This window comes from Paraplanobispora siamensis, assembly GCF_016863175.1.
In the GTDB taxonomy this organism is placed as follows: domain Bacteria; phylum Actinomycetota; class Actinomycetes; order Streptosporangiales; family Streptosporangiaceae; genus Planobispora; species Planobispora siamensis.
The window spans coordinates 1-24,141 of record NZ_BOOJ01000075.1 but is presented as its reverse complement, the minus strand read 5'-3'; the positions used below and the strand labels follow the sequence as shown (position 1 = coordinate 24,141).

Genomic DNA, 24,141 nt, shown 5'->3' with positions numbered 1-24,141 from the left:
CTTCAGGGCTTACCCGGCTGGCCGGTCCTGCGGCGCAGGATCCGCAGTGTGGTCCGTACGGCCGCGATGATCGCCGAGCCCACGGCGCCCACCAGGGGCTCGCGCTCTTCCTCCGCGGTGGGGCCGGGGTCGGGGCCGCTGGGTGTGGCGTCTCCGGCGCGGCAGGCCTCCAGCTGGGCGGCGAAGGCCAGGCCCAGGAACAGCGCCATCGAGCTGAGGAAGGCCCACAGCAGCAGGGCCATCACGGCGGTGAGCGGGCCGTAGGTGGCGCCGAAGGTGCCGCTGCTCTCGGTGTACAGCGCCAGCAGCAGCGTGAAGACGGTCCACAGGACCAGGGCCACCAGGGCGCCGAAGGCCAGCCAGGTGTGGCCGGGTTGTCTGCGGCGCGGGGCGGCGCGGAACAGTACGGAGGTGGACATCAGTGCGAGCAGGAAGCCCAGCGGCCAGCGGATCAGCACGAAGGCGTTCCTGGCGGGCTCGTCCCAGCCGTAGACCTCGGCCAGCGCGCGGCCGATCGCGCCGCCGCCCACCATCATGACGAACCCCGCCGTCATGAAGGCGCCCGCGGTCACGGCCATCAGCAGGGCCCTGCCGTACTTGCGGTGGAACGGCCGGTCGCGCTCCACCCCGTAGATGCGGTTGGCGCCGCGCTCGATCTGGGCCATGGCGCTGGTCAGCGAGACCAGCGCGGTGATCAGGCCGAGCCACAGGGCGACGGCGCCACCGGTGCTGCTCACCCTCCGGTGGCTGTCGCCCAGCACGTCCTGGACCGCCTCGGCTCCCGGTCCCGGCGCCAGGTGGCTCAGCGTCAGCTCCAGCACCTGGCCCAGGCGCTCCTGGTCGATCACCGAGCTCAGCCCCACGAGGGCGATGGCGCCGGGGATGATCGACAGGCAGACCTGGAAGGCCAGCGCGCGGGAGTTCGTCATGCCGTCGCCGTACCGGAACCGGACATAAGAGTCACGGGCCAGATGCCACCTGCCGTACTTGCGCAGCGTCTCCCATGCGTGATCGGCGGAGAGCTCCTCGCCGCCCATGCTCCGGGTCTGCGGTACCCGTGTCGCGGTTCCCATATCGGTGAGAAGGATGCCGGAAAAATCGCGATATGCACAGCGGACCGCCGCACCCGGCTCAGCGGACCGCCGTACCCGGCACGGCAAACCGCCGCACCCGGCCTCCGGCCCCGTCACCAGGCGTCGACGAACACCCCCTCTCCCCTGTCCTGCGGCACGGGCGAGGCGCGCAGGGCGCGGCCCAGCCACTGCCGCGTCTCGGCGGGGTCGATCACCGCGTCGATCTCCAGGTGCGCCGCGACGTTGACGGCCCTGCCCTGCTCGTAGGCGAGGGCGACCATGTCCTGGAAGAGCTTCTCCCGCTCGGCGGGGTCGGCGACGGCCGCCAGCTCGCGTCGCATCGACAACCGCACGGCGCCCTCCAGGCCCATGCCGCCGAACTCTCCCGTGGGCCAGGCGACGTTCAGCTCCGGGGAGTGGAAGGCGCCGCCCGTCATCGCCTGGGCGCCCAGCCCGTACCCCTTGCGCAGGACCACGCTGAACAGCGGGACCGTCAGCTTCGCCGCCCGCAGGAACATCCGGGACACGTGCCGCACGGCCGCCTCCCGCTCGGACTCGGGCCCGACCATGAAGCCGGGCGTGTCCACCAGGGAGAGCACCGGCAGCCGGTGCGCCTCGCACAGGTTGAGGAAGCGGGCGGCCTTGTCGGCGCCCTGCGCCGTGATCGCCCCGCCGACGACGGCGGGGTCGTTGGCCAGCACGCCGAACGGGCGGCCCTCGAAACGCGCCAGCGCGGTGATCATCCCGGGGGCGAAGGACTCCCGCAGTTCCAGCACCGAGCCGGTGTCGGCCAGCGTGGCGAGCACCCGGCGCACGTCGTAGACGCGCTTGCGGTCCTCCGGCAGCAGGAAGCGCAGCTCCCGCTGATCGGCGCACGACCACTCGGCGAGGTCGCCCTGGAAGTACGACAGGTACCGCCGCGCGGCCGCCACCGCCTGCTCCTCGTCGTCGACCACGATGTCGCACACGCCGTTGGGGGCCTGCACGCTCACCGGGCCGATCTCCTCGGGCAGGTAGGTCCCCAGCCCGCCTCCCTCGATCATGGCGGGACCGCCCATGCCGATCGTGGCGCCGCGGGTGGCGATGATGACGTCGCAGCACCCCAGCAGCGCGGCGTTGCCCGCGAAGCAGCGGCCGTTGACGACGCCGACCAGCGGCACCCGGCCGCTCAGGGCCGCGAAGCGCACGAACGAGGTGGTGTCGAGGGCCGAGACCCAGGGGGCGTCGGTGTCGCCGGGGCGCCCTCCCCCGCCCTCGGCCAGCAGCACCAGCGGCCACCTCCACCGGCCGGCCAGCTCGATGAGGCGGTCCAGCTTGCGGTGGTTGTTGTAGCCCTGCGTGCCCGCCAGGACGGTGTAGTCGTAGGCGGCCACGGCGCAGGTCGCCCGGTCGCCGAACAGGTCGGCGTTGACCGTGCCGACACCGGTGATCAGACCGTCGGCCGGGCTGCGCCGCAGCAGCTCCTCCTCGCCGCGGCGGCGGCGCTGGGCCGCGAGGGCGAAGGCGCCGTACTCGTTGAGACTGCCGTCGTCCAGCAGGGCGGCCACGTTCTCCCGGGCGGTACGGTGGCCGCGCTCGTGCCGGGCGGCCACCGCCTCGGGACGGGCCTCGTCCCGGGTCAGCTCCCAGCGGCGGCGCACCTCGCCCAGGTCGGGGCGGACATGGTCCAGGTCCCGCTCGGGCGCGTCGGGCAGGTCGTGATCGTCGCCGTGCTCGCCGAGCGGCTCCAGGAACAGCACGGGGCGTCCGCCGGCGACGGTGTCGCCGACCGCGGCGGCCAGCTCGCGGACCCGCCCGCTCACCGGCGCCTCGACCGTGAAGTGCATCTTCATGGCCTCCAGGACCGCCAGCACCTGACCGGCCCGTACGACCGCACCCGGCCGCGCCTCGACGGCGGCCACGACACCGGAGGTGGGCGCGCCCACCGCCACGGTCCCGGGCGGTGCGGAGGTCTCGGTCCCGGACGCGGACTCCGGCCCGGTGCCCTCCCCGATCCCGCCTCCGGTCGCGGAAGCCGCGGCGGGCGCCGACGCGGGCGGTGTCTCCCCGGTACGGCCGTCCTCTGCATGGCCGTCCGCTGTACGACCGGCGAAGAAGCGCCCCGGCGGCAGGTCCCGGCCGGCGGCGACCAGTTCGGGCAGGTGCTCCTCCAGCCAGGCCGTCGTCACCTCCGCCCGGCGGATCTCCGGCCGGTCGAGTACGGCGCGCAACAGGGCGATGTTGGTCGGCACCCCCTCGACGCGGAACTCGGCCAGCGCCCGCGCCGCCCGCCGTACCAGCGCCTCGAGGTCGTTCCCGCGGCGGGAGACGACCAGTTTGGCGAGCAGGGGGTCGAAGCCCGTGCCGGGTGTGAACCCGGTGTAGGCGAAGGTGTCGACCCGCAGGCCGGGACCGCCGGGCGGCTCGAAGGCCCGCAGCGTCCCGCCCAGAACGTCCGGAACATTCGGGACGTCGGGGTCACCCGAAGCGCCCGGAACACCCGGGACGCCCGCTCTCCCCCCGGGTGACGGGTCGTCCATGGTGACGCGCAGTTGTACGGCCGCGCCGTCCGGAGGCGGCAGAGAGGGGTCGAGGCGGCCGTCCAGTCCCAGGTCGCCCAGCGTGGCGCCGTCGGCGAGCCGCAGCTGGGAGATCACGAGGTCGACCCCGGTCAGCTCCTCGGTGACGGTGTGCTCGACCTGCAGGCGGGGGTTGGCCTCGATGAAGAAGAACCGGCCGTCGGAGCCGACGAGGAACTCGACGGTGCCCAGCCCCTCGTACCGGACGGCGCCGGCCAGCCGCAGGGCCGCCTCGATCAGCTCCGCCCGCAGGCCGGGATCGAGCGCCGGGGCGGGCGCGAACTCCAGCAGCTTCTGGTGGCGGCGTTGCACGGTGCAGTCGCGCTCCCACAGATGCGCCACGCGGTCGCCGTCGCCGACGATCTGCACCTCGATGTGCCGCGCGTTCTCGACGAGCGCCTCCACGTACAGGCCGCCCTCCCCGAAGGCGGCCAGGGCCTCGGCACCGGCCGCGGCGTAGGCCGCCGCGAGGCCGTCCCGGTCCCGCACGACCCGCATGCCACGGCCTCCGCCGCCCGCCAGCGCCTTGACCACCGCGGCGCCGCCCTCCAGCGAGGCCATGAACGCCTCGGCCTCCTCCAGCGTGGCGGCCTGCGCGGTGCCCGGGGCGACGGGCACCCCCACCCGCCCGGCCAGGGCGCGGGCCGCCGCCTTGTCGCCGAAGAGCTCCAGCGTCCCGGGTGCGGGCCCGACGAAGACGATCCCCGCCTCAGCGCAGCGCCGGGCGAACTCGGCGTTCTCGCTGAGGAAGCCGTAGCCCGGATGCAGGTGCGTGGCCCCGGCCCCGGCCGCCGCCTCCAGCACCCGTCCCATGTCCAGGTAGGCCGCCGCGCCCCGCCCCGGCAGGGGCCGCGCCTCGTCGGCGTGCAGTACGTGCAGCGACCGCGCGTCGTCGGCGGAGTGGACCGCGACCGAACGCCAGCCCAGGTCGGCGGCCGCACGCGCGACGCGTACGGCAACCTCCCCGCGGTTGGCGATGAGCAACGTCGGGGTACGGCGCATCGGGCTCCTTCACACGGTGTCGTCGGACCGGGCGTCCCCGGCCCCGATGTCCTCGGGCCCGGCGTCCCGGGACCCGGCGTCACCGGACCCGCCGCTCCCGGATCCGGCGTCCTCGGCCTCGGCGTCCCGGGGCCCGGCGTCACCGGGCCCGGCGTAACGCAGCCAGACGTACTCGACCGGCTGGCCGGCGTTCCACTGCGCGGCCTGCCCGTCGCCGACCGGTACGAAGTCCGCCTGCCGGTAGCACCGCAGCGCCCTGTCGTTGTCCGGGTGCACCCGCATGAAGATCGCGGTGTGGCCCGGCTCCCCTGCCGGCCCGGTCAGCCGCGCCAGCGCGGTCAGTTCCCGCACCAGCCGTCGGCCGATCCCCCGGTCCCGGGCGTCCGGCGCCACGATGATCCGGGCGAGCTCGATCTCGCCCGCCTCCTCGTCGATCCACAGCTCGCCGTAGCCGAGCAGGGTCCCCTCCTGGACGAGCATGCGGGCCCGCACGTCCCCGGCCGTCCCCCAGCCCGCGACGACCTCCGGGGGAAGGGGGAAGCCCCTGTGCCCGCACCACATCGCGACCTCCCGGGAGGAGGCCGCCCAGCCCGCGACCACGGCCGCGTGCGCCGGGTCGAAAGGCAGCAGGTCCATCGTGCTCCATCCGTTCCGAGCGGCCGGGGCTTCAGTCGCCGGGGACCAGGCGGGCCGGGAAGCCGCCGGTCGCGATGGGGCCCCAGCGGTCGATGCGGATGCGGATCAGGGACTTGCCCTGGCGCCGCATGGCGGCGCGGTACTCGTCCCAGTCGGGATGCTCGCCTGCGATGCACCGGTAGTAGTCCACGAGCGCGTCGAGGGCCTCGGGCATGTCCAGCACCTCGGCGTGCCCGTCCACCTGCACCCAGGGGCCGTCCCAGTCGTCGGACAGCACGCAGATCGAGGTCCGCCCGTCGCGGCGGGCGTTGCGGGTCTTGGCACGCTCCGGATAGGTGGAGACCACGATCCGCCCCTTGTCGTCGACCCCGCAGGTGACCGGCGACAGCTGCGGCCGCCCGTCGGCCCTCGTGGTCGACAGCAGGCCGTGGTGCCGGGGGCGCAGGAACTCCAGCAGCTCGGGCAGCTCGGCCCGGCGCACGGTCGCTATCTTCGGAGCCATCTCACATGCCTTTCCGTGCCCGGCCGGCGCGGAGACCCGGGCCGGCCGGTGGTGGTTCTGGGAGCGGTCGGTGCTCGATCACCGATCCTCGCACCCCCGGCCGGAGAGCCGCCGCGCCGGGGGTGCCGACACACGGGCAGGATGGTGCGGGTGATGCGTCGCCCCACCGCCCAGTCCGTGCTGGACCGCTTCCAGCACCCCGCCCAGATCATCGTCACCGCCTTCGCCTCCGCGGCGGCCGTCGGCACCGCCCTGCTGGCGAGCCCCCTGGCCGGTGAGTCCGGCGAGCCGACCAGGCTGATCGACGCGCTGTTCACCTCGATCTCGGCGGTGTGCGTCACCGGCCTGGTGGTGGTCGACACCGGCGGCCACTGGTCGACCTTCGGCGAGGTCGTCATCATGTTGCTGATCCAGGCAGGCGGCCTGGGCATCATGACGCTGGCCACCCTGTTCGCGGTGATGGTCTCCGGGCGGCTGGGACTGCGGGCCCGCATGTGGGCCCAGGCCGAGACCAAGGCCCTGCAGATGGCGGACCTGCGCCGGGTGATCCGCAACGTGGTGCTGTTCAGCCTCGCCACCGAGGCGGTCATCGCCACCGTGCTCACGATCCGCTTCGCCACCGGGTACGGCGAGCCGCTCGGCCGGGCGGCCTACCTGGGCCTGTTCCACGCCGTGTCGGCCTTCAACAACGCCGGCTTCGGCCTCCTGCCCGACAACCTGGTGCGCTTCGCCACCGACGCGTGGATCTGCCTGCCCATCGCCGCCGGCGTCATCGTCGGCGGCCTGGGCTTCCCGGTGGTGTTCGAGCTTCTCCGCTCCTGGCGCCACCCCCGCCGCTGGTCGGTGCTGACCCGCATCACCGTGGTCGTCACGGCGGTGCTGCTGCTCGCCGGTTTCCTGGTGTTCACGATCACCGAGTGGGCCAACCCCCGGACGCTGGGGCCGATGGACGTGCCCGGCAAGCTGCTGGCGGGGTTCTTCACCGGGGTGATGCCCCGCACCGCCGGGTTCAACAGCATCGACATCGCGGCGATGGAGCCCACCAGCTGGCTGGCCACCGACGTGCTGATGTTCATCGGCGGCGGCAGCGCCGGCACCGCCGGCGGCGTCAAGGTCACCACCTTCGCCGTGCTGGCCTACGTGCTGTGGGCCGAGCTGCGCGGCGAGAACGGCGTCAACGCCGGCCACCGCCGCCTGACCGCCGCCGTGCAGCGCCAGGCGCTGACCATCGCCCTGCTGTCGGTGGCCCTGGTGATCGTCTCCACCTACGTGCTGCTGGCCATCACCCCGCACAGCCTGGACAAGCTGCTGTTCGAGACGATCTCGGCCTTCGCCACGGTGGGCCTGTCCACCGGCATCACCGCCGCCCTCACCCCGGCCGGGCAGCTCCTGGTCGCCCTGCTGATGTTCGCCGGCCGGGTGGGCCCGGCCACGCTTTTCTCCGCCCTGGCGCTGCGGACCCGGGTACGCCGCTACGAGATGCCCGAGGAGCAGGTCATCGTCGGCTGAGCCGGTCGCCCGGACCCTCGCGCCGGGACCGGCCCCGGATAAACCAGTTGTCCGGCCGGGCCCCGGATTGTTGTACTCACGGTGAAGGCGATGATCGAGCCAGGGGGAGCCGAAATGCGGCGAGCGTACATGTCCATCCGCGAACAGGCCTTCATCCATCCAGAGGACATGACGCTTCGTGCATACGCTCAACCTTGGGATCGTGGCGCATGTAGACGCCGGTAAGACCAGCCTGACCGAGCGGCTGCTGCAGACCGCCGGGGCCATCGACGAGGTCGGCAGCGTCGATGACGGCACCACCCAGACCGACACGCTGGCGCTGGAGCGCCGGCGCGGCATCACCATCAAGTCCGCGGTGGTGTCCTTCGTCGTCGACGACGTCACGGTCAACCTGATCGACACCCCCGGCCACCCCGACTTCGTCGCCGAGGTGGAACGGGTGCTGGACGTGCTCGACGGAGCCGTCCTGGTGGTCTCCGCCGTGGAGGGCGTGCAGGCGCAGACCCGTCTGCTGATGCGCGCCCTGCAGAGGCTGCGCGTCCCCACACTGGTCTTCATCAACAAGATCGACCGCGCCGGGGCCGACCCCGGCCGGGTCCTGCGGGACATCCACCGCAAGCTGGCCCCGGCCGCCGTCGCCATGGGCACGGCGCACGACCCGGGAACGCGCGCGGCCGCCTTCATCCCGTACGGCCCCGCCGACGACACGCCCACCCCGTATGACCCGGCCGACGAGGCACCCGCCTCCTACGGCCGAACCGACGGCGCGCCCGCCCCGTACGAACCGGCCGACGACGCCTTCGCCACCCGGCTGGCCGAGACCCTGGCCGAGCACGACCAGGCCGTGCTGGCCGCCTGCCTCGACGGCACGCCGCTGCCGTACGGCCGGCTGCTCGGGGAACTGACCGCGCAGACCGGGCGGGCCCTGGCGCACCCGGTGTTCCTCGGTTCGGCGATCACCGGTGCGGGCGTGCGGGAGCTGACCCGCGCGATCGTCCGGCTGCTGCCCGTCGCCGGCGCGGACGAGAGCGCCCTCGCCTCCGGCACCGTGTTCAAGATCGACCGCGGGGCCGCCGGCGAGAAGATCGCCTACGTACGCCTGTTCTCCGGAAGCGTCCACGTGCGCGACCGGCTGCGGTTCGGCCGGGACGGCGAGGACGGCGAAGACGGCGAGGCCAAGGTCACCGCGATCCACGTCTTCGAGCGCGGCTCGGCCGTGCCGCGCCCGGCGCTCACCGCGGGACGGATCGCGAAGATCTGGGGCCTGGCCGGCGCCCGGATCGGCGACACGCTCGGCGCTCCCCGGGCGGCCGGGCGGGGGCGCCACTTCGCCCCGCCGACCCTGGAGACCGTCGTCGTGCCCCGCCGCCCGGGGCGGGGGGCCGCGCTGCACGCCGCGCTCGCCCGGCTCGCCGAGCAGGACCCGCTGATCAACCTGCGGCACGACGACATCCGGCGGGAGACCTCCGTCTCGCTCTACGGCGAGGTGCAGAAGGAGGTCATCCAGGAGACCCTGGCCGCCGACTTCGGCCTCGACGTCGGCTTCCGCGAGACCACGGCGATCTGCGTCGAGCGCCTCGCCGGCACCGGGGAGGCCGCCGAGTTCCTCGGCCGGGCGGGCAACCCGTTCCCGGCCACGGTCGGGCTGCGGATCGAACCGGCCCCGCCCGGCACCGGTGTGCGGTTCCGGACGGAGGTCAAGGTCGAGTCGGTGCCGCTGTACATCTACAAGACGACCGAGGACTTCCGCGCGGCGATGCGGGACACCGTGCTGGAGACCCTGGACCAGGGCCTGCGCGGATGGCGGGTCGTCGACTGCACGGTCACCGTGACGCAGTCCGGCTACACCTCCCCGACGAGCACCGCCAGGGACTTCCGCCTGCTGACGCCGCTGGTCCTGATGAGCGCGCTCAGGCGCGCCGGCACCGTCGTGTGCGAGCCGGTCCACCGCTTCCGCCTGGAGATCCCGGCCGACGCGCTCGGGCCGGTCCTGCCCGTGCTGGCTCGGCTGCGCGCCGTACCGCGCACGACGGTGGCCGACGGCCCCGCCTGCCTGCTGGAGGGCGGGATCCCGGCGGCCCGGGTGCACGAGCTGCAGCAGCGGCTTCCGGGGCTGACCCGTGGCGAGGGCGTGCTGGAATGCGCGTTCGACCGCTACGAGCCGGTCTCCGGGGCGGCCCCGTCCCGGCCGCGGACGGACCGCAACCCGCTCAACCGCAAGGAGTACCTGCTGCACCTGAGCGGGAGGGCCTGACCGATGGCCCACTCCATCCGGGCCGGACGGGCCCGGCGACAGGTTCTGCGCGCCCTGCTTCCGGGACGGCACTCCGCGGCGGCCCTCGCCGTGGCGATCGCGGCCGCGACGGCGCTGCCGCTGGCGGCGCCCCAGTTCACCCGCCGTTTCGTCGACGACGCCGCCGCGGGGGCCGGTACCGGCCATCTGACGCTGATCGCTCTGGGCTACCTCGTGGTCGCCGTAGCGGGGCAGGCCGCCCGGACGCTCACCGCCTGGCTGGCCGGCCGGCTGGCCTGGGAAGGCACCGACCGCCTGCGGGAGAGACTCGCCGAGCACGCTCTCGGCCTCGACATGGCCTTCCACGGCCGCCGCACGCCCGGCGAGATGATCGAGCGGGTGGACGGCGACGTGGTCGCCGTCGCCGAGTTCGCCGTGGCGTTCCTGCTGGACGTCGTGGCCGGCGTCCTGCTGCTGGCCGGTGTGCTCGTCATCGTGTCCACCGTCGATCCGCGCCTGGGCGGCGCACTGGCGGCCTACTGCGCGCTGATCGGGTACGGCATGGCCCGCGCCCAGCGGCTCGCCGTCCCCTCGGCCGCCCGCGCGCGCCAGGAGCACGCGACGCTGTTCGGCGGCCTGGAGGAGCGGCTGACCGCGGTCGAGGACATCCGCGCCAACGGCGCGGGCGAGCACTCCGTCAGGCGCTTCCACCAGTCCGCCGCCGCCCTGCACCGGGCGGAGTTCCGCAGCGACCGGGTCGGCAGCAGCCTGCTGGCGGGCACGGGCGTGGCCTTCGCGGCCGGGACCGCCATCGCGCTCGGGCTGGCCGCCTGGGGCCGGATGTCCGGGATCGTCACGGTCGGCACCGCCGTCCTGCTGTTCCAGTACACGCTGATGGTGCGCGCCCCGTTCGAGCGGCTGATCGACCAGCTCAGGCGGTACCAGACGGCGCTGGCCGGCATCGCGCGCATCGGCGCCCTGCTGGCCGAGCCCCGGACGCTGCCCTCGCCCGCCGATCCCCGCCCGCTGCCCGCGACCGGCCCGCTCGGTCTGCGGCTCGACGGTGTGGGCTTCGCCTACGACGGGGAGGGCGGGGAGGGCGGGGAGAAGGTCCTGTCGGACGTCACCCTCCGCCTGGCGCCCGGCGAGAGGCTCGGCCTGGTGAGCCGTACCGGCAGCGGCAAGACGACCATCGCCCGGCTGGTGCTGCGCCTGTACGACCCCGTCGAGGGCGTCGTCCGGGTCGGCGGGCTGGACCTGCGGGAGGCCGACCCCGCCTCGATCCGCCGGAGGATCTGCGTCGTCACCCAGGACGTGCAGCTGTTCGCCGCCAGTGTCCGCGACAATCTGACGCTCTTCCGGCCCTCGACCGGCGACGACCGGCTTCGCGAGGTCCTGGCCGAGGTCGGCCTCGGCCTCTGGCTGGCCGGCCTGCCCCAGGGGCTCGACACCGTGCTGGGCGGCCCCGCTGACGTCTCCGCCGGTGAGGCACAACTGCTGGCGCTCGCGCGGGCCTTCCTCGCCGACCCAGGGCTCGTCGTGCTGGACGAGCCCTCCAGCCGGCTCGACCCGGCCACCGAGCACCGGATCGAGCAGAGCGTCGAGCGGCTGCTCACCGGCCGGACCGCGGTGCTCATCGCGCACCGGCTGTCCTCCCTGTCCCGGGTGGACGAGGTCGCCGTCGTCGGCGAGGGCCGGATCCTCGAGTACGGCCGCGAGGACCTCGCCGCCGACCCGGACAGCCGCTTCGCCCGCATGCTGCGCCTTGCCGGGGTGGCCCGATGAACTCCGGCGAGATCCGTCCCGGTGAGGGCGGTGAGACGGGACGCGGAGAGGATGATCAGGCGAGACCCGCGGAGGCCCGGCCGGGCGAGGGCGGCCAGGTGCGGCGCGCTCTGCGGGTCGCGGCCCGGCTGGCCGGTTTCGACCTGCGCCGCTATCTGGTCGGCGCCCTGCTGTGGATGCCGGCCGCCGTCATCCCGATCGGCGGCGGACTGCTGCTGCAGCGGCTCTTCGACCAGATCGGCGGGCACCGCGCCGCCGATCTGGAACAGTCGCTGTGGTTGTGCGCGGCGTTCGTGGGCGCGGAGGCGGTCCGCGGCCTGACGATCGTCGTCGCCTGGTCGTACGGGGACTACTGGTGGAACGCCGCGGCGACCGTCCTGCGTGCCAACGTGCTGCGCTCGCTCCTCACCGCGCGCGGCCCCGCCGCGGCCCGGTTGCCGCACTCCACGGGAGAGTCCGTCTCGCGTTTCCGCGACGACGTGGGCGACCTGGTCGACTTCGCCGACGAGAGCGTCTCCCTGGCCGGTGCGACGCTGTTCGGCGTCGCGGCTCTGGCGATCATGGGGTCGATCGACCCCGTCATCACTGTGGTGCTCGTCGTGCCGATGATCGCGGTCGGCGTCGTCAGCCGGCTGGCGAACGAGGCGGTACGGCGGCTGCACCTTCACGCCAGGACGCTCGGCGCGGCCGTCACCGCCTCCATCGGCGAGATCTTCGGCGGCATCCTGGCGATCAAGACCGCCGGGGCCGAGGAGGCCGCGCTGGAACGCCTGCGCGAGCACAACCGCAGGCGGCGCGCGGCCGCCGTCAAGGACCGGCTGGCCACCGGCCTGATGGAGAGCACGACCGGCGCGACCGTCGAGATCGGCATCGGCCTGGTCCTGTTGCTCGCCGCCCCGGCGATGCGCAGCGGCGACTTCACGGTGGGCGACCTGGCGCTGTTCACCACCTACGTCAGCTGGCTGACGGCGCTGCCGCGCACCATCGGCGTGGTGCTCCACCGCCTGCCGCGGGCCGTGGTCGCCACCGGGCGGCTCAGCCGGCTGATGGCCCCGCACGAGGACTCCCGCGACCTGACCCGGGACACCGCCGTCTGGTTCCGCGGCGAGCCGCCGCCCGCCGTACCCCCGCCGGAACACGACGACCCCCTCGACGCCGTCGAGGGTCGCGGGCTGACCGTGCGGTTCGGCGGGAACGGCCGCGGCCTGCGCGGGGTCGACCTGCGGATCGAACGGGGGTCGTTCACCGTGGTCACCGGCGCCGTCGGGTCGGGCAAGACGACCCTGGTGCGCGCCCTGCTCGGCCTGGTGCCCCTCGACTCAGGGACGATCACCTGGAACGGCCGCCGCGTCGCCGATCCCGGGACGTTCCTGGTCCCGGGCCGGGCCGCCTACGCCGGGCAGGTCCCCCGGCTGCTGTCGGCGTCGCTGCGGGAGAACCTGCTGCTCGGCCGGTCCGGGGAGCGCCTGGACGCCGCGCTGGAGCTGGCGGTGCTGGACGGGGACCTGGCCGGGATGGCGCAGGGGCTGGACACGGTCGTCGGGCCCCGCGGAGTGCGGCTGTCCGGCGGGCAGATCCAGCGCGCCACCGCCGCGCGGGCGCTGGTGCGGGCGCCGGACCTGCTCGTGGTCGACGACCTGTCCTCCGCGCTGGACGCCGGGACCGAGCGGCTGCTGTGGGACCGTATCGCCGGCGCCGCCCGCGACGGCAGCGGCCCCGGCACGCTCCTGGTGGTCTCGCACCGGCGGGCCGCGCTCGAACGGGCCGACCAGATCATCGTGCTCGACCGCGGCCGGGTCGTCGGCCGGGGCCGTCTGGGCGAGCTGCTGCGCGACTGCCCGGAAATGCGCCGCCTGTGGGGCGAGGAGCTTGTCCTCGAGGCCGGAGGACAGCAGGATGATTGATTTCTGGATTTCTTCTGGAAGAATGCCTTTACAGTGTAGATTAACAACCTGTCGCCGTTCACGGCGAACCGTACGGCCGTTTCCCGGGCCGATCCGATGTGACAGCGCAGGAGGACGCCGCCGCAGTGGCCGACCACAGCACAGGACGTCCGGGCTGGCTGCACGTCGGCCCCCTGGAGCCCCGTCTGAGGCGCCACTGGGACCCCGGCACCTTCCCCCCTGCGGAGACGCTCCTGGCGGTCCTGACCCTGTCGGCCCTGCCCCGCGCCCTGGCCGTACGGCTGGCCGGCCACCTGAGCGGCGGCGTCGTCATCGGCCCCGGAGCCGTCCCGGACCTCCCCGGCTTCGACTGGCTCCGGGGCGTGCCGCTGCCCGTGCAGGCGGGGGCGTGGGAGCGCTCGTCCGGGGTGTACGACCCCCGGAGGCGCCGGATCGGCGTGGGCAGCGCGCCCTCGCCGTCCGTGTCGGTCTGCGGGCACGAGCTGGGGCACGCCGTGGACCACATGGAGGACAGGCCCTCCGGCTCGGAGTGGTGGAGCAGGCTGCACTCCCGCAGGGGCCCGTACCTGCACCCGCCCTACCGCCAGGACGCCGGCGAGCTGTTCGCCGAGTCCTTCGCCTGCGTCCTCACCCGGCGGGTGACCCGGCTGATCGGCCTGGTCGAGGACGAGGCGGCGGCCGAGGAGATCTATCACTGGATGGCCGGCCGGTACGGCATCGGCTGACGGGGCAGGACAGGACTGAAGGGACATCGACGGGCAGCGCCTTTTTGGCCTCCCCCGCGACCCGGCGACTATGCTGAGCCGGGACCGGTGGGATCGACTGCGGAAAGGACAGGGCCATGCGGGTGACCAAACTGCCGGGCGGCGCTCTCCGCGTCCCCACCACGACCACGCTGGCCGACGGCGTTACGCTCGACGGCACCCGTGACATCGCCCCCGGCGACCCCGAATACGCCTCGTGGCTGCCCCTGGCCCGCAGCGAGGAGGAGCAGCTGCGCCAGGAGCCCGCCGAGCGCGCCTCCGACCGGGAGATCCTCGCCCGGTGGCGCACCCGGCAGAGCGCCTGACCGGCGCCGGCGCCCGCCCGCGTTCTCTCCTCATGACCGCGCCCGGCCACGCCGCCGCTCCGCCCTCCCCGCGGCTCAGCCGTCGCCGGGCCGCGCGGCCAGTTCCGCGGCGACGGCGTCGGCCCCCAGGCCGACCAGCCACTCCAGCGGAGCGCCCGGCAGGAAGCGGGTCATCACCCCGGTCAGCTCCTGTTTCTGCGCCTCGGTGAGGTGGTCGGCGCCCCCGGAGATCCTGCGCACCGCCTCCCGGTACATCAGCAGGTAACGCCGCTGCCCGGCCAGGAGCCCGGTGTCGTGGGGCGCCCCGTGACCGGGGTACAGGCGCACGCCGTCCAGCTCGCCGGCCAGCCGGTCCAGCACCTCCAGCCACGCGCCGGTGTGCCCGTCGGCGGTGTAGGAGTGCGTCCCGTCGAAGGCGACGTCGCCGATGAAGGCCGCCCGCCGCGCACCGGCGTGGACGAGGAGATAGGAGTCGGCGTGGCTCTCGGCCGCCCCCAGGGCGTGCACCTCGATCCGCAGCCCGGCGACCTCGACGGTCTCCCCCGGCGCCAGGGGATGCTCGGGCACCCGGTAGGCGTCCGGCCACTCGTCGCCGTACATCGGCCGCCACTGCTCCCGCTTCGGGACCGCGATCTCGGCGATCGTCTCGGCGACGGCCTTGGCGGCGTAGACCGGCACCTGCTCACCGGCCACGTACGGCAGGCCGTTGAAGTGGTCGGGATGAGCGTGCGTCACGAACGCCGCCAGCAACGGCTTGCGCAACGCGGCCAGCCGGGCCGCCAGCGCCTTCGCGTCCGACACCAGCAGGTTGGCGTCCACCAGCACCACCCCCTCCCCGCTCTCCAGCAGGTAGCTGTTGGCGAAGATGCCCGCCTCGGCGGCGGTGTGGGTGTGGATTCTGAGATCGGTCACGACGGGGAGATCCTTTCGCGCGTCATCGGGGACCCCGACGTTAGGCTGGAGCGCGGCCGCCGGGCAGAAGGCACTTTCCGGTGCCCATGCCCGGCGCGGCCCCGAGACGACGACGGAGCGACGACGACGGAGAGGCGCGATGACCCCGGTGATCCCGGACGTGCTCCAGGAGAGCTGCGCGACCCGCCGGGCGCTGGAGCGGCTGGCCGCCAAGTGGCGGGTGCTGGTGATCTACGCGCTGCTGGCCGGCCCCCAGCGCCATGCCGGACTGCGCCGCAGGCTGCCGGGCATCACCCAGAAGGTCCTGACCGAGACGCTGCGCGGCGTGGAGGCCGACGGGCTGGTCGAGCGGCGGGTGCTCAAGGACAGCGCGCCCCAGCACGTCGAGTACGCGCTGACCGGCCTGGGCATGACCCTGCGGGAGCCGCTGGCCGCGATATGCGCGTGGGCGGCGGCCCACGCCGAGGACCCGGACGCCCCCGGCGACCGCGGGCTCCCGGCCGCCCCGGCGCTCTGACGCCCCCACTCTGACGCCCTCACTCTGACGCCCTCACTCTGACGCCCTCGCTCCGGTGCTCCGAGGTCCCGGCTCCGGCATCCCCGCTCCGGCGGTCCCGGTCGCTGTGGCCGTACGGCCCGCACCGTGCGGGCCGTACGGCCACAGCGCCGCGCGCCCGATGTCAGGCGTGCCCGTCGAGGACCGGGATCAGCTGTTCCTCCTCGTAGTCCAGGTGACGCTCCAGCTCGTCGATGAGCCGCTCGACCTCGGGGAGCAGCGTCGAGGAGTCCGCGTCCCCGGCGGACAGGACCTTCTGCAGCTCCTCGAGGCGGGCCGCGATCTGCTCGTGCTCCCGGCCCAGCCGCTCCAGGGTCGGAGCGAGGTCGGGACGGCGCTCGCCGAGCGAGGGGAACATCATGGTGTCCTCGCCGGTGTGGTGGTTGTGCAGCCCCTGGCAGAGGGTCAGGCAGTTCACCCTGAGCTGGGCGCCGAGGCCGGGGCCCGCCTCGGCGACCTCCTTGCGGATCAGGGCCAGCTCCCGGCGGAAGGCGTCGTGGACCAGCTTGAGCGCCGCTCCCCACGACGTCGCGCTCGGCGGGCCGCCCGCGGTCTGGTGCAGGGCGACCACGGGCAGGGCGCGCCCCGCCCTGGTCTCGTAGTCGCCCCAGGCGGGGTCGGCCTCGACCGCGCGGGCGAAGACGCGGTCGCGCTCCTCGCCCCGCAGGACGACGGCCCGCGCCTGGTAGGTGAAGACGCCGTCCTCGACCGTGACCTCGGGATCGGCCACCAGGTTGTGGAACCAGGCCGGGTCCTTCGGCGCGCCTCCGGCCGAGGCGATGACCAGGACCCGTTCGCCGCCGTCGGGCAGATACCCGAGCGGGACGGTGTGCGGGGCACCGGAGCGCGCTCCGGTGGTGGTCAGCAGCAGCAGGCGGCTCCCCTCGAAGTAGCCGCCGACGCGCCCGCCGTTGGCGCGGAACTCTTCGATGACCTGCTGGTTGAAATCGTTGGGCAATTGTCTGCTTTCTCTTCGGGTTCGGGAAGAACGGTGGTCCGCGGGCCGTACGCGGGCATGGCGAACTCACCGCGGGACGGCCTGGACCGCGGCGTGGGGGACGGGAAGGGATTCCGGCACGGCCCGATGGGCCGGACGGCCGGAGAGACCGGCGATGGACGGCACCGCCGGATGATGGAACGCTCGCGCGGACGTGCGGATGCTCTCACTGACGCATGGGAAGGGCGCGCGGAAGTCCGGCGTGGACGCGCGATAGGCGGCGCGGACACGCAGAGGCACGCAGAAGAAGGAAACGGCGACGCGAGGCGGGAGCACGGCACACGCGGACGGGAAGGCGGGCCCCTGGCCCGCCCGGCGCTCACGCGGCGGCCGGGTGCCCCACTCGCTCTTGGCCCATGGCCGACCCGGCAGTCACGTGTCCCACCCTAGTGCCGTGATCGCGGAAGGACAACATCGTTTCCCGGCGCCCGGTCCGCGGCGGGCGCCGTGTCACACTCCGGGGCCTCGATCCCGTCTTTGGAGCATGAGCCACAACCACACGGCGACCGATCGCTCCGTCCACGACCCCGCCCCTCCCCCTCCGGCCGGGCGGGCCCGTCGCGGGCTCGCCCTCACCAAGGCCGGCACCGGGCCGCCGCTGGTGCTCCTGCACGGCCTGGGATCATCACGCTCGGCCTGGGGACCGGTGCTCGACCGCCTCACGGACTCGCACACGGTGTACGCGGTGGACCTGCCGGGCTTCGGCGACTCCGAGATGCTGGACGACGGCTCCGCGCCCACGCCGCGACGGCTCGCCGAGGCCGTGGCCGCGGCCCTGGACGAATGGGGTCTCGAGGCGCCGCACGTCGCCGGGCACTCGCTCGGCGGGTGGGTGGCGCTGGAGCTGGCCGGCCTCAGGCCGGTCTCCTCGCTGACCCTGCTGTCGCCGGCCGGTCTGTGGAGGAGGCGCCAGCCGGTGTACTGCACCGTGAGCCTGTTCCTGACCTGGGCCGCGTGCCGGTTCGGCGCGCGGCCGGTCACCGCGCTGGCCCGCCGGGCGTGGGGACGCAGGCTGCTGTTCTGGCAGCTCTTCGCCCGTCCCGCGGCCGTCAGCCGGGAGGACGTGATCCGCGACGTCGCCGTCATGGGGCGCGGTGCGGGCTTCCTGGCGACGCTGCGGGCCACCGGGCCCATCCGCTATCGCGCGGCGCGGCAGGTGGCCGTGCCGGTGACGCTCGCCTTCGGGTCCTCGGACCGCGTACTCCTCGCCCGGCAGTCCCGCTTCACCGACCAGCTCCCGCCGCACACCCGGCGGCTCGTCCTGCCCGGCGCCGGTCACGTGCCGATGAGCGACGCTCCAGAGCCGGTCTCGCAGGCCATTCTCACGACCACGGGGACGGCGGCATCCTGATGTCGTACGGGGACAGCCGAGTCCCGTCCCCGTCACGCGACCTCCGGGAGGGGGAGCACATGGGGATCGCCGTGGACGCGCGGCCGGGCGCCCGGTGACCGGGCCGGGGGGCGAGCGGGAGGCGGAGCTCTCGGTCGGTTACGCCGCGGCGCGCCCCCGTCTGGTCCGGGTGGCCTACGCGATCCTGGGGACGGTGTCCGAGGCCGAGGACGTGGTCTCCGAATGCTGGTTCAAGCTCGTCCGCGCCGACCGGCGGCGCCGCGTCCACGACGTCGGGGCCTGGGCGACCGTGGCGGTCGCGCGGGCGGCGACGGACGTGCTGCGGTCGGCGCGGCTACGCCGGGAGACCTACACCGGCCCGTGGCTCCCCGAACCCCTCCTGGCTCCCCTGCCGGACCCCGCGGACCGGGTCGCGTTCGACGAGTCCGTCAGCTTCGCGCTGCTCGTGGTGCTGGAGTCGCTCACCCCGGCCGAACGCACCGCGTGGGTGCTCCACGACCTCTTCGGCATGACCTTCGAGGACGTCGCCGCCGCCGTCGGGCGCACCCCGGCGGCGGTCCGCCAGCTCGCCGCCCGCGCCCGCAAGCACGTCGGCGCGGGTGCGGCGCGCGTCGACGTCGACCGCGACCATCACCGTCAGGTCGTCGAGCGGTTCCTGGCCGCCGCGGCGGGCGGGCGGCTGGGCGCCCTCGTCGCGACCCTCCACTCCGACGCCGTGCTCACCAGCGACGGCGGCGGCGAGGTCAACGCCGCCCGCAGGCCCGTCCACGGCGCCGGACGGGTCGCCCGCTTCCTGCTCGGCCTCCTGGGCAGGGCCGAACCGGGGCAGGTCCTCACCCGGGTCACCGTCAACGGCGTCCTCGGCGTGGCCGTCTACGACGGCGGCGAGGTAGACACCGTCATCTCCTTCACCGTCGCCGACGGGCTGATCCGCCGGATCGACTTCGTCCGCGCCCCGGGCAAACTGCGGCGACCGGAGGACTCACCGGCCGGCGGTGAGCGTGTCAGACGGCGACGGGCTCGGCCAGCGGGGTGAACAGCGCGCCGAGACGGGCCACGGCGGCGGGGACGACCCAGTAGTAGACCCAGGTGCCGCGGCGCTCGCTGTCGATCAGCCCGGCGGTGCGCAGCACCTTGAGGTGGTGGGAGATCGTGGGGGCGGTCAGGTCGAAGGCCTCGGTCAGATCGCACACGCACGCCTCGCCCCCGGCGTGGGAGCCGATCATCGACAGCAGGCGCAGCCTGACCGGGTCGGCGACCGCCTTGAGCAGCACCGCCAGCTCGGCCGCCTCGGCCTCGGCCAGGGGCTCGCGGGCGATCGGCGCGCAGCAGGGCCCGTCGGTGGCGGTCATGGCGGCACTCCTTACTTCGATATCGGTCTAAATTATAGGCGGTGGTAGAGGCCGAGCGCGACCGCGGCCGCGACGCAGCAGGCCGCCACCCCGGCCATCACCGCGGTGTATCCGGCGACCGGGACCAGCGCGGCGGCCAGCAGCGGAGCCGCGGCCTTGGCCACCCGCACCGGCGAGGCCAGGGCGCCGCTGATGCTGCCGAAGGCGCCGGTGCCGTAGCGGTCGGCCAGCAGCGCGGGCCTGGCGATGGTCGCCACCCCGAAGCCGAAGCCGAACAACGTCACCGCGCCGATCGCCCCGGCGGGGCTGCGCCCCAGCAACGGCAGCGCCAGGGCGCCCACGCCCTGGACGGCGAAGATGACGGCGGTCACCGGGGCGACCGGCCGGCGGGCGGTCAGAGCGGTGCTGACCAGGCGTCCGGTGACCGACAGCACGCCCAGCAGCCCGGCCGTGCCGGCGGCGAACATCGGGGAGTGGCCGAGGGTGATCAGGTAGGCCACCAGCAGCACGCCGATCACCGAGACCGCGGCGGTCTGCGCGAAGAAGGCGGCGGCCAGCAGCCAGAAGGCCCGCCCGCGCAGCGCGGCCCGCACGGCCCCGGCCCGGCCCGGCCCGGACGGCGTCGCGCCGCCACGCTCCCGGTCGCCGTCGCGCTCACCGCCGCCGGGTTCGCGGGCGGGCAGGACCAGCGCGTGCAGGGGTACGGCCAGCAGGCCGTACCCGATCCCGAGGATGACCAGGGCGGCGCGCCAGCCCAGCTCCTGCACCAGGAGGCCGGTCAGCGGCAGGAACACGCTGGAGGCGAACCCCGCCACGATGGTGATCGCCAGCAGCGCCCCGGCCCGGCGGTCCGGGGTGGAGACGGCGACGACCACGGTGAAGGCCGCCTCGTACAGCACCATGGCCGAGGCCACCCCGATGACGGCCAGCACCGCGTACAGCTGCACCAGGTCGGTGACCTGCGACCAGGCCAGCACCGCCCCGGCGCCGAGCACGGCCCCGGCCGTCATCGGGACCCGTCCGCCGCGGGCGTCCAGCAGGCGGCCCACCGGCGGCGCGGCCAGCGCGGAGACCAGCACCGAGACCGTCAGCGCCCCGGCGAGCTCGGCGGTGCCGGCGTCCAGGTCGCGGCCCATGGGGACCAGCAGGACGGAGAAGGCGTAGTACAGCACGCCGTACCCGGCGGTCTGGGTGACGGCCAGCGCCGCCACCAGCCGCCGGCCGTACCGGCCCGTACTCTCACCGGAGCGGTCGGCGAGCGGCAGGCGGCGCACCGGCGGTCCTCCTACTTCGAAAGATGTCTAAGTAGACCGCAGCATGTCATTCTGATTAGAAGGGTGTCAAATTAGCCGTATATCGAATCAGCCGTCCACGCCGGGCGAGCTGCCCGCCGGCGGGCAGCAGGCGTGCAGGCACAGCTGCAGATCGCTCAGAGCACGGCCGATGCCTTCGGGGTCGGCCCGGTAGTAAACGGTCTTCCACTCGCGGCGGGATGCCAGCACTCCCCCCTCGCGCAGGGCGGCCAGATGGGTGGAGGCGGCCGACTGGGCCAGCGCCATGCGCTCGGCCACCTGGCCCACCGTCAGCTCGGCCCCGCCGGTGAACAGCATCAGGATCTGCTGGCGGGTCTCGCTGGCCAGGGCCTTGAGCAGCCCGCGGGCCGCGTCGGTCAACTCGATCCCGTTCGTCATGGTCATAGCATCTCCCCTTCCTTTCATATTGTCATTTCTAGATATGACGATACGATCCGGGACATGGACACCATCGTCATCGGCGCCGGCCAGTCCGGTCTGGCGGCCGCCCGCGCCCTGACCGAGGCGGGCCTGACCCCCCTCGTGCTGGAGGCCGGACAGCGCACCGCGGGGTCGTGGCCCGCCTACTACGACAGCCTCACCCTGTTCTCCCCCGCCCGCTACAGCGCCCTGCCCGGCCTGCCCTTCGGCGGGGATCCCGATCGCCATCCGCATCGCGACGAGGTCGTCGCCTATCTGGAGCGCTACGCCGCCCGCCTGGACGCCGAGATCCGCACCGGTGCCCTGGTCACCGGCGTGCGGGCCGGTGAGGACGGCTTCACCGTCCGCCTCGCCGACGGAACGGCCCTGACCGCGCCCGGTGTGATCGCCGCCAGCGGGGCGTTCGGCAATCCGTACCTGCCCGTCCTGCCGGGACAGGCCGGTTTCACCGGAGAGATCCTGCACGCCGCCGCCTACCGCGAGCCCTCGCCGTACGCGGGCGGGCGCGTCGTGGTGGTCGGCGCGGGCAACTCCGCCGTCCAGATCGCCCACGACCTCGCGGACGTCGCCTCGGTGACCCTGGCCACCCGGGCGCCCGTCCGCTTCGTCAACCAGCGTCCCCTCGGCCGCGACCTGCACTTCTGGTTCGCCGTCACCGGCTTCGACCGCCTGCCCGCCCGCCGGGCCGGAGCGCCGCCCAGGGGACCCGTGCTCGACGACGGCCGCTACCGCCGCGCCCTGGCCTCGGGCCGGATCGAGCGCAGGGAGATGTTCACCGGCTTCGACGGCGACCGGGTCGTCTGGGCCGACGGCCGCCGCGAGCGCGTCGACGCGGTCGTCTTCGCCACCGGCTACCGGCCCGCCCTGCCGTACCTGGACGGACTCGGCGCCCTGGACGCCGCCGGCCGGCCCCGCCAGCGCGGCGGCCTGTCCACCACGCACGCCGGGCTCGGATTCCTCGGCCTGGAGTGGCAGCGCACCCCCTCCTCCAACACCCTGCGCGGCGTCGGCCGCGACGCGGCCCACCTGGCCCGCCGTCTGGCCCGTCACCTGGCCCGGCGCGGGGCGGCGTCGCCGCACCGCGCCTCCCGGACCGATCCCGTACGGTTTTCCCGGACCTGAGCCGGACCTGAGCCGGTCCCGCCCGGAAGAATTCCGAGAACTCGCGGCGGTCCGATGTCCGGAACGGCCCGGCGGCTCCGACGTCTCCGTCGAGGGCACCACGGGGGCGCCGAAGGAGAGGAGAGACCCGTGAAGTACATGATCATGCTGTACGCCTCCCAGCGGGACTACGACGTCATGGCCGGCAAGGCCGCCGACACGCCGGCCTGGTCGGGTGAGGACGTGGCGGCGATGCACGCGTTCATGGAGGCCTGGAACAAGGAGCTGGTCGAGTCCGGGGAGTTCGTCGACGCCAGGGGGCTGGCCGCTCCCGTGCACGCCAGGAGGATCCAGCTGCGCGGTGGGGTCCCCGTGGTGACCGACGGGCCCTACCCGGAGACCCAGGAGGTCCTGGCCGGCTACACCGTCGTCGAGTGCGAGAGCTTCGACCGGGCCACCCAGATCGCCGCCCGGCTGGCGCGGTGCCCGGTGCCCGAGCACGTCGCCGACCGGTCCGTGGTGGACGTGCGGCCGATCGTCGACTCCGCGGGCGACCTGGGGATCTGATCCTCCGTGACCGGCGAGAAGATCGGGGACCTGCTGCGCCCGCTGGTGCCGCAGGTCCTCGGCGCGGTGGTGCGCCGCTACGGGCACTTCGACACCGCCGAGGACGCGGTGCAGGAGGCGCTCGTCGCGGCCGCCGCGCAGTGGCCGGAGGAGGGCGTTCCCGGCGACCCCCGGGGCTGGCTGATCACCGTCGCCTCGCGCAGGCTGACCGACCTGCTGCGCAGCCTGCAGGCGCGGCGACGCCGCGAGGACGCCGTCGCCCGGTGGCGGCTGCCCGAGGAGTGGCTCGCGCCCCCCGCCGACCGGCCGGAGCGCGACGCCGACGACACGCTCATCCTGCTGTTCATGTGCTGCCACCCCGCGCTGTCCCCGGCCTCCCAGATCGCCCTGACCCTGCGGGCGGTCGGGGGCCTGACCACCGCGGAGATCGCCCGGGCGTTCCTGGTCCCGGAGGCGACCATGACCCGGCGCATCAGCCGGGCCAAGCAGAGCATCAGGGACAGCGGCCTCCCCTTCGCCATGCCGTACGGCCCGCAGCGCGCCGAACGGCTCGGCGCGGTCCTGCACGTGCTCTATCTGATCTTCAACGAGGGCTACGCCAGCACCTCGGGACCGAGCCTGCAGCGCACCGAGCTGTCGGGGGAGGCGATCCGGCTGACCCGCACGCTCCACCGGCTGCTGCCCGGCGACGGCGAGGTGGCGGGGCTGCTGGCGCTCATGCTGCTCACCGACGCCCGCCGGCCGGCCCGCACCGGGCCCGACGGCGCGCTGATCCCGATGGCCGAGCAGGACCGGAGCCTGTGGAACGCCGATCACATCGCCGAGGGGGTGGCGCTCGTCACCGCCGCGCTCTCCCGGGGGCCGGCCGGGCCGTACCAGCTCCAGGCCGCGATCGCCGCGATCCACGACGAGGCGCCGAGCGTCGGGGAGACCGACTGGCCGCAGATCGCGGCGCTGTACGAGGTGCTGCTGCGCATCTCCGACAACCCGGTGGTGCGGCTGAACCACGTCGTCGCGGTCGCCATGGCCCGCGGCCCGCGGGCAGGGCTCGAGGCGCTCGGCGCGTTGCAGGCTGACGGGCGCATCGCCGGCGACCACCGCTTCCACGCGGTGCGGGCGCACCTGCTGGAGATGGCCGGCGACCTGCCGCAGGCGCGCGAGGCCTATCTGGAGGCGGCAGGGCGGGCCACCGCCTTTCCGCAGCGGCGCTATCTGCACTCCCGGGCCGCCCGCCTGACCGGCGACGGGTGAACCCGGCTCTCCGGAGTGAGCGCGCCCGGACATGCCGGTGCCCCACCCCC

21 protein-coding genes are annotated in these 24,141 nt (G+C 74.3%); 12 read left to right on the top strand and 9 right to left on the bottom strand.

Annotated elements, in window-relative coordinates:
* Positions 1–2 precede the first annotated feature (2 nt).
* From Psi01_RS37880 to Psi01_RS37865, 4 genes are all read right to left on the bottom strand, one after another.
* Entirely contained in the window at positions 3–1,073 is a 1,071-nt protein-coding gene (locus Psi01_RS37880; protein ID WP_204069002.1) for a YihY/virulence factor BrkB family protein, read from the bottom strand.
* A 113-nt stretch (positions 1,074–1,186) separates the two neighbouring features.
* Positions 1,187–4,633 (bottom strand): acetyl-CoA carboxylase family protein, encoded by a 3,447-nt coding sequence (locus Psi01_RS37875; RefSeq protein ID WP_204069001.1) that lies wholly within the window; start codon positions 4,631–4,633, stop codon positions 1,187–1,189.
* Between the two features lie 9 nt (positions 4,634–4,642).
* The gene (locus Psi01_RS37870; protein WP_204069000.1) at positions 4,643–5,269 is read right to left on the bottom strand and encodes a GNAT family N-acetyltransferase; all 627 of its coding nucleotides are present in this window, start codon (positions 5,267–5,269) and stop codon (positions 4,643–4,645) included.
* Between the two features lie 31 nt (positions 5,270–5,300).
* Complete coding sequence (locus Psi01_RS37865) at positions 5,301–5,771, bottom strand: PPOX class F420-dependent oxidoreductase (RefSeq protein ID WP_204068999.1); 471 nt, start codon at positions 5,769–5,771, stop codon at positions 5,301–5,303.
* 153 nt (positions 5,772–5,924) lie between these two features.
* Between Psi01_RS37865 and Psi01_RS37860 the strand changes: the two genes are divergently transcribed.
* From Psi01_RS37860 to Psi01_RS37835, 6 genes are all read left to right on the top strand, one after another.
* A complete protein-coding gene (locus tag Psi01_RS37860) occupies positions 5,925–7,280 on the top strand; it encodes a TrkH family potassium uptake protein (RefSeq protein WP_204068998.1) in 1,356 nt (451 codons plus the stop codon).
* 178 nt (positions 7,281–7,458) lie between these two features.
* Positions 7,459–9,534: an elongation factor G gene (locus Psi01_RS37855; protein WP_204068997.1), complete on the top strand. Its 2,076-nt coding sequence runs from the start codon at positions 7,459–7,461 to the stop codon at positions 9,532–9,534.
* Between the two features lie 3 nt (positions 9,535–9,537).
* Positions 9,538–11,298, top strand: coding sequence for an ABC transporter ATP-binding protein (locus Psi01_RS37850; RefSeq protein WP_204068996.1), 1,761 nt, complete (start codon positions 9,538–9,540; stop codon positions 11,296–11,298).
* Positions 11,295–13,202, top strand: a complete 1,908-nt coding sequence (locus Psi01_RS37845; protein ID WP_204068995.1) for an ABC transporter ATP-binding protein — start codon at positions 11,295–11,297, stop codon at positions 13,200–13,202. The genes Psi01_RS37850 and Psi01_RS37845 overlap by 4 nt, the downstream gene beginning before the upstream one ends.
* Before the next feature lie 125 nt (positions 13,203–13,327).
* The gene (locus Psi01_RS37840) at positions 13,328–13,927 is read left to right on the top strand and encodes a hypothetical protein (protein ID WP_204068994.1); all 600 of its coding nucleotides are present in this window, start codon (positions 13,328–13,330) and stop codon (positions 13,925–13,927) included.
* A gap of 116 nt (positions 13,928–14,043) precedes the next feature.
* Positions 14,044–14,271, top strand: coding sequence for a hypothetical protein (locus Psi01_RS37835; protein WP_203879629.1), 228 nt, complete (start codon positions 14,044–14,046; stop codon positions 14,269–14,271).
* Between the two features lie 75 nt (positions 14,272–14,346).
* On the opposite strand, the gene Psi01_RS37830 is transcribed toward Psi01_RS37835, so the two are convergent.
* A complete protein-coding gene (locus tag Psi01_RS37830; protein WP_204068993.1) occupies positions 14,347–15,183 on the bottom strand; it encodes an MBL fold metallo-hydrolase in 837 nt (278 codons plus the stop codon).
* A gap of 139 nt (positions 15,184–15,322) precedes the next feature.
* Between Psi01_RS37830 and Psi01_RS37825 the strand changes: the two genes are divergently transcribed.
* Positions 15,323–15,700 carry a winged helix-turn-helix transcriptional regulator gene (locus Psi01_RS37825; protein WP_204068992.1) on the top strand — a complete coding sequence of 126 codons (378 nt, stop codon included), beginning with the start codon at positions 15,323–15,325 and terminating at the stop codon, positions 15,698–15,700.
* A 163-nt stretch (positions 15,701–15,863) separates the two neighbouring features.
* Here the strand turns inward: Psi01_RS37825 and Psi01_RS37820 are convergent, their stop codons facing one another.
* Complete coding sequence (locus Psi01_RS37820) at positions 15,864–16,697, bottom strand: nitroreductase/quinone reductase family protein (RefSeq protein WP_204068991.1); 834 nt, start codon at positions 16,695–16,697, stop codon at positions 15,864–15,866.
* A 523-nt stretch (positions 16,698–17,220) separates the two neighbouring features.
* Here Psi01_RS37820 and Psi01_RS37815 point away from each other — a divergent pair.
* Complete coding sequence (locus tag Psi01_RS37815; RefSeq protein WP_204068990.1) at positions 17,221–18,087, top strand: alpha/beta fold hydrolase; 867 nt, start codon at positions 17,221–17,223, stop codon at positions 18,085–18,087.
* Between the two features lie 94 nt (positions 18,088–18,181).
* Positions 18,182–19,123: an RNA polymerase sigma factor SigJ gene (sigJ, locus tag Psi01_RS37810; RefSeq protein WP_204068989.1), complete on the top strand. Its 942-nt coding sequence runs from the start codon at positions 18,182–18,184 to the stop codon at positions 19,121–19,123.
* Here sigJ and Psi01_RS37805 read toward each other — a convergent pair.
* The 3 genes from Psi01_RS37805 to Psi01_RS37795 all read right to left on the bottom strand — a co-directional run bounded on the left by Psi01_RS37805 (position 19,092) and on the right by Psi01_RS37795 (position 21,136).
* Positions 19,092–19,439 (bottom strand): ArsR/SmtB family transcription factor, encoded by a 348-nt coding sequence (locus Psi01_RS37805; protein ID WP_204068988.1) that lies wholly within the window; start codon positions 19,437–19,439, stop codon positions 19,092–19,094. The genes sigJ and Psi01_RS37805 overlap by 32 nt on opposite strands.
* A 32-nt stretch (positions 19,440–19,471) precedes the next feature.
* Complete coding sequence (locus Psi01_RS37800; RefSeq protein WP_239128333.1) at positions 19,472–20,713, bottom strand: MFS transporter; 1,242 nt, start codon at positions 20,711–20,713, stop codon at positions 19,472–19,474.
* Positions 20,714–20,800: 87 nt separating this feature from the next.
* On the bottom strand, positions 20,801–21,136 hold the full coding sequence (locus Psi01_RS37795; protein WP_204068987.1) for an ArsR/SmtB family transcription factor: 336 nt from the start codon (positions 21,134–21,136) through the stop codon (positions 20,801–20,803).
* Between the two features lie 57 nt (positions 21,137–21,193).
* On the opposite strand from Psi01_RS37795, the gene Psi01_RS37790 reads away from it, so the two are divergent.
* From Psi01_RS37790 to Psi01_RS37780, 3 genes are all read left to right on the top strand, one after another.
* Positions 21,194–22,294: a flavin-containing monooxygenase gene (locus Psi01_RS37790; protein ID WP_204068986.1), complete on the top strand. Its 1,101-nt coding sequence runs from the start codon at positions 21,194–21,196 to the stop codon at positions 22,292–22,294.
* Between the two features lie 138 nt (positions 22,295–22,432).
* A complete protein-coding gene (locus Psi01_RS37785; RefSeq protein WP_239128336.1) occupies positions 22,433–22,840 on the top strand; it encodes a YciI family protein in 408 nt (135 codons plus the stop codon).
* A gap of 6 nt (positions 22,841–22,846) precedes the next feature.
* Complete coding sequence (locus Psi01_RS37780; protein ID WP_204068984.1) at positions 22,847–24,091, top strand: RNA polymerase sigma factor; 1,245 nt, start codon at positions 22,847–22,849, stop codon at positions 24,089–24,091.
* Positions 24,092–24,141 lie beyond the last annotated feature (50 nt).

Excerpts from the sequence above, each read along its gene's own strand:
- Psi01_RS37880 (WP_204069002.1), bottom strand. The coding sequence starts at position 1,073 with ATGGGAACCGCGACACGGGTACCGCAGACCCGGAGCATGGGCGGCGAG.
- Psi01_RS37850 (WP_204068996.1), top strand. The coding sequence starts at position 9,538 with ATGGCCCACTCCATCCGGGCCGGACGGGCCCGGCGACAGGTTCTGCGC.
- Psi01_RS37860 (WP_204068998.1), top strand. The coding sequence starts at position 5,925 with ATGCGTCGCCCCACCGCCCAGTCCGTGCTGGACCGCTTCCAGCACCCC.
- Psi01_RS37870 (WP_204069000.1), bottom strand. The coding sequence starts at position 5,269 with ATGGACCTGCTGCCTTTCGACCCGGCGCACGCGGCCGTGGTCGCGGGC.
- Psi01_RS37795 (WP_204068987.1), bottom strand. The coding sequence starts at position 21,136 with ATGACCATGACGAACGGGATCGAGTTGACCGACGCGGCCCGCGGGCTG.
- Psi01_RS37825 (WP_204068992.1), top strand. The coding sequence starts at position 15,323 with ATGACCCCGGTGATCCCGGACGTGCTCCAGGAGAGCTGCGCGACCCGC.
- Psi01_RS37785 (WP_239128336.1), top strand. The coding sequence starts at position 22,433 with ATGATCATGCTGTACGCCTCCCAGCGGGACTACGACGTCATGGCCGGC.
- Psi01_RS37845 (WP_204068995.1), top strand. The coding sequence starts at position 11,295 with ATGAACTCCGGCGAGATCCGTCCCGGTGAGGGCGGTGAGACGGGACGC.
- Psi01_RS37815 (WP_204068990.1), top strand. The coding sequence starts at position 17,221 with ATGAGCCACAACCACACGGCGACCGATCGCTCCGTCCACGACCCCGCC.
- Psi01_RS37790 (WP_204068986.1), top strand. The coding sequence starts at position 21,194 with ATGGACACCATCGTCATCGGCGCCGGCCAGTCCGGTCTGGCGGCCGCC.
- Psi01_RS37875 (WP_204069001.1), bottom strand. The coding sequence starts at position 4,633 with ATGCGCCGTACCCCGACGTTGCTCATCGCCAACCGCGGGGAGGTTGCC.
- Psi01_RS37835 (WP_203879629.1), top strand. The coding sequence starts at position 14,044 with ATGCGGGTGACCAAACTGCCGGGCGGCGCTCTCCGCGTCCCCACCACG.
- Psi01_RS37805 (WP_204068988.1), bottom strand. The coding sequence starts at position 19,439 with ATGACCGCCACCGACGGGCCCTGCTGCGCGCCGATCGCCCGCGAGCCC.
- Psi01_RS37865 (WP_204068999.1), bottom strand. The coding sequence starts at position 5,771 with ATGGCTCCGAAGATAGCGACCGTGCGCCGGGCCGAGCTGCCCGAGCTG.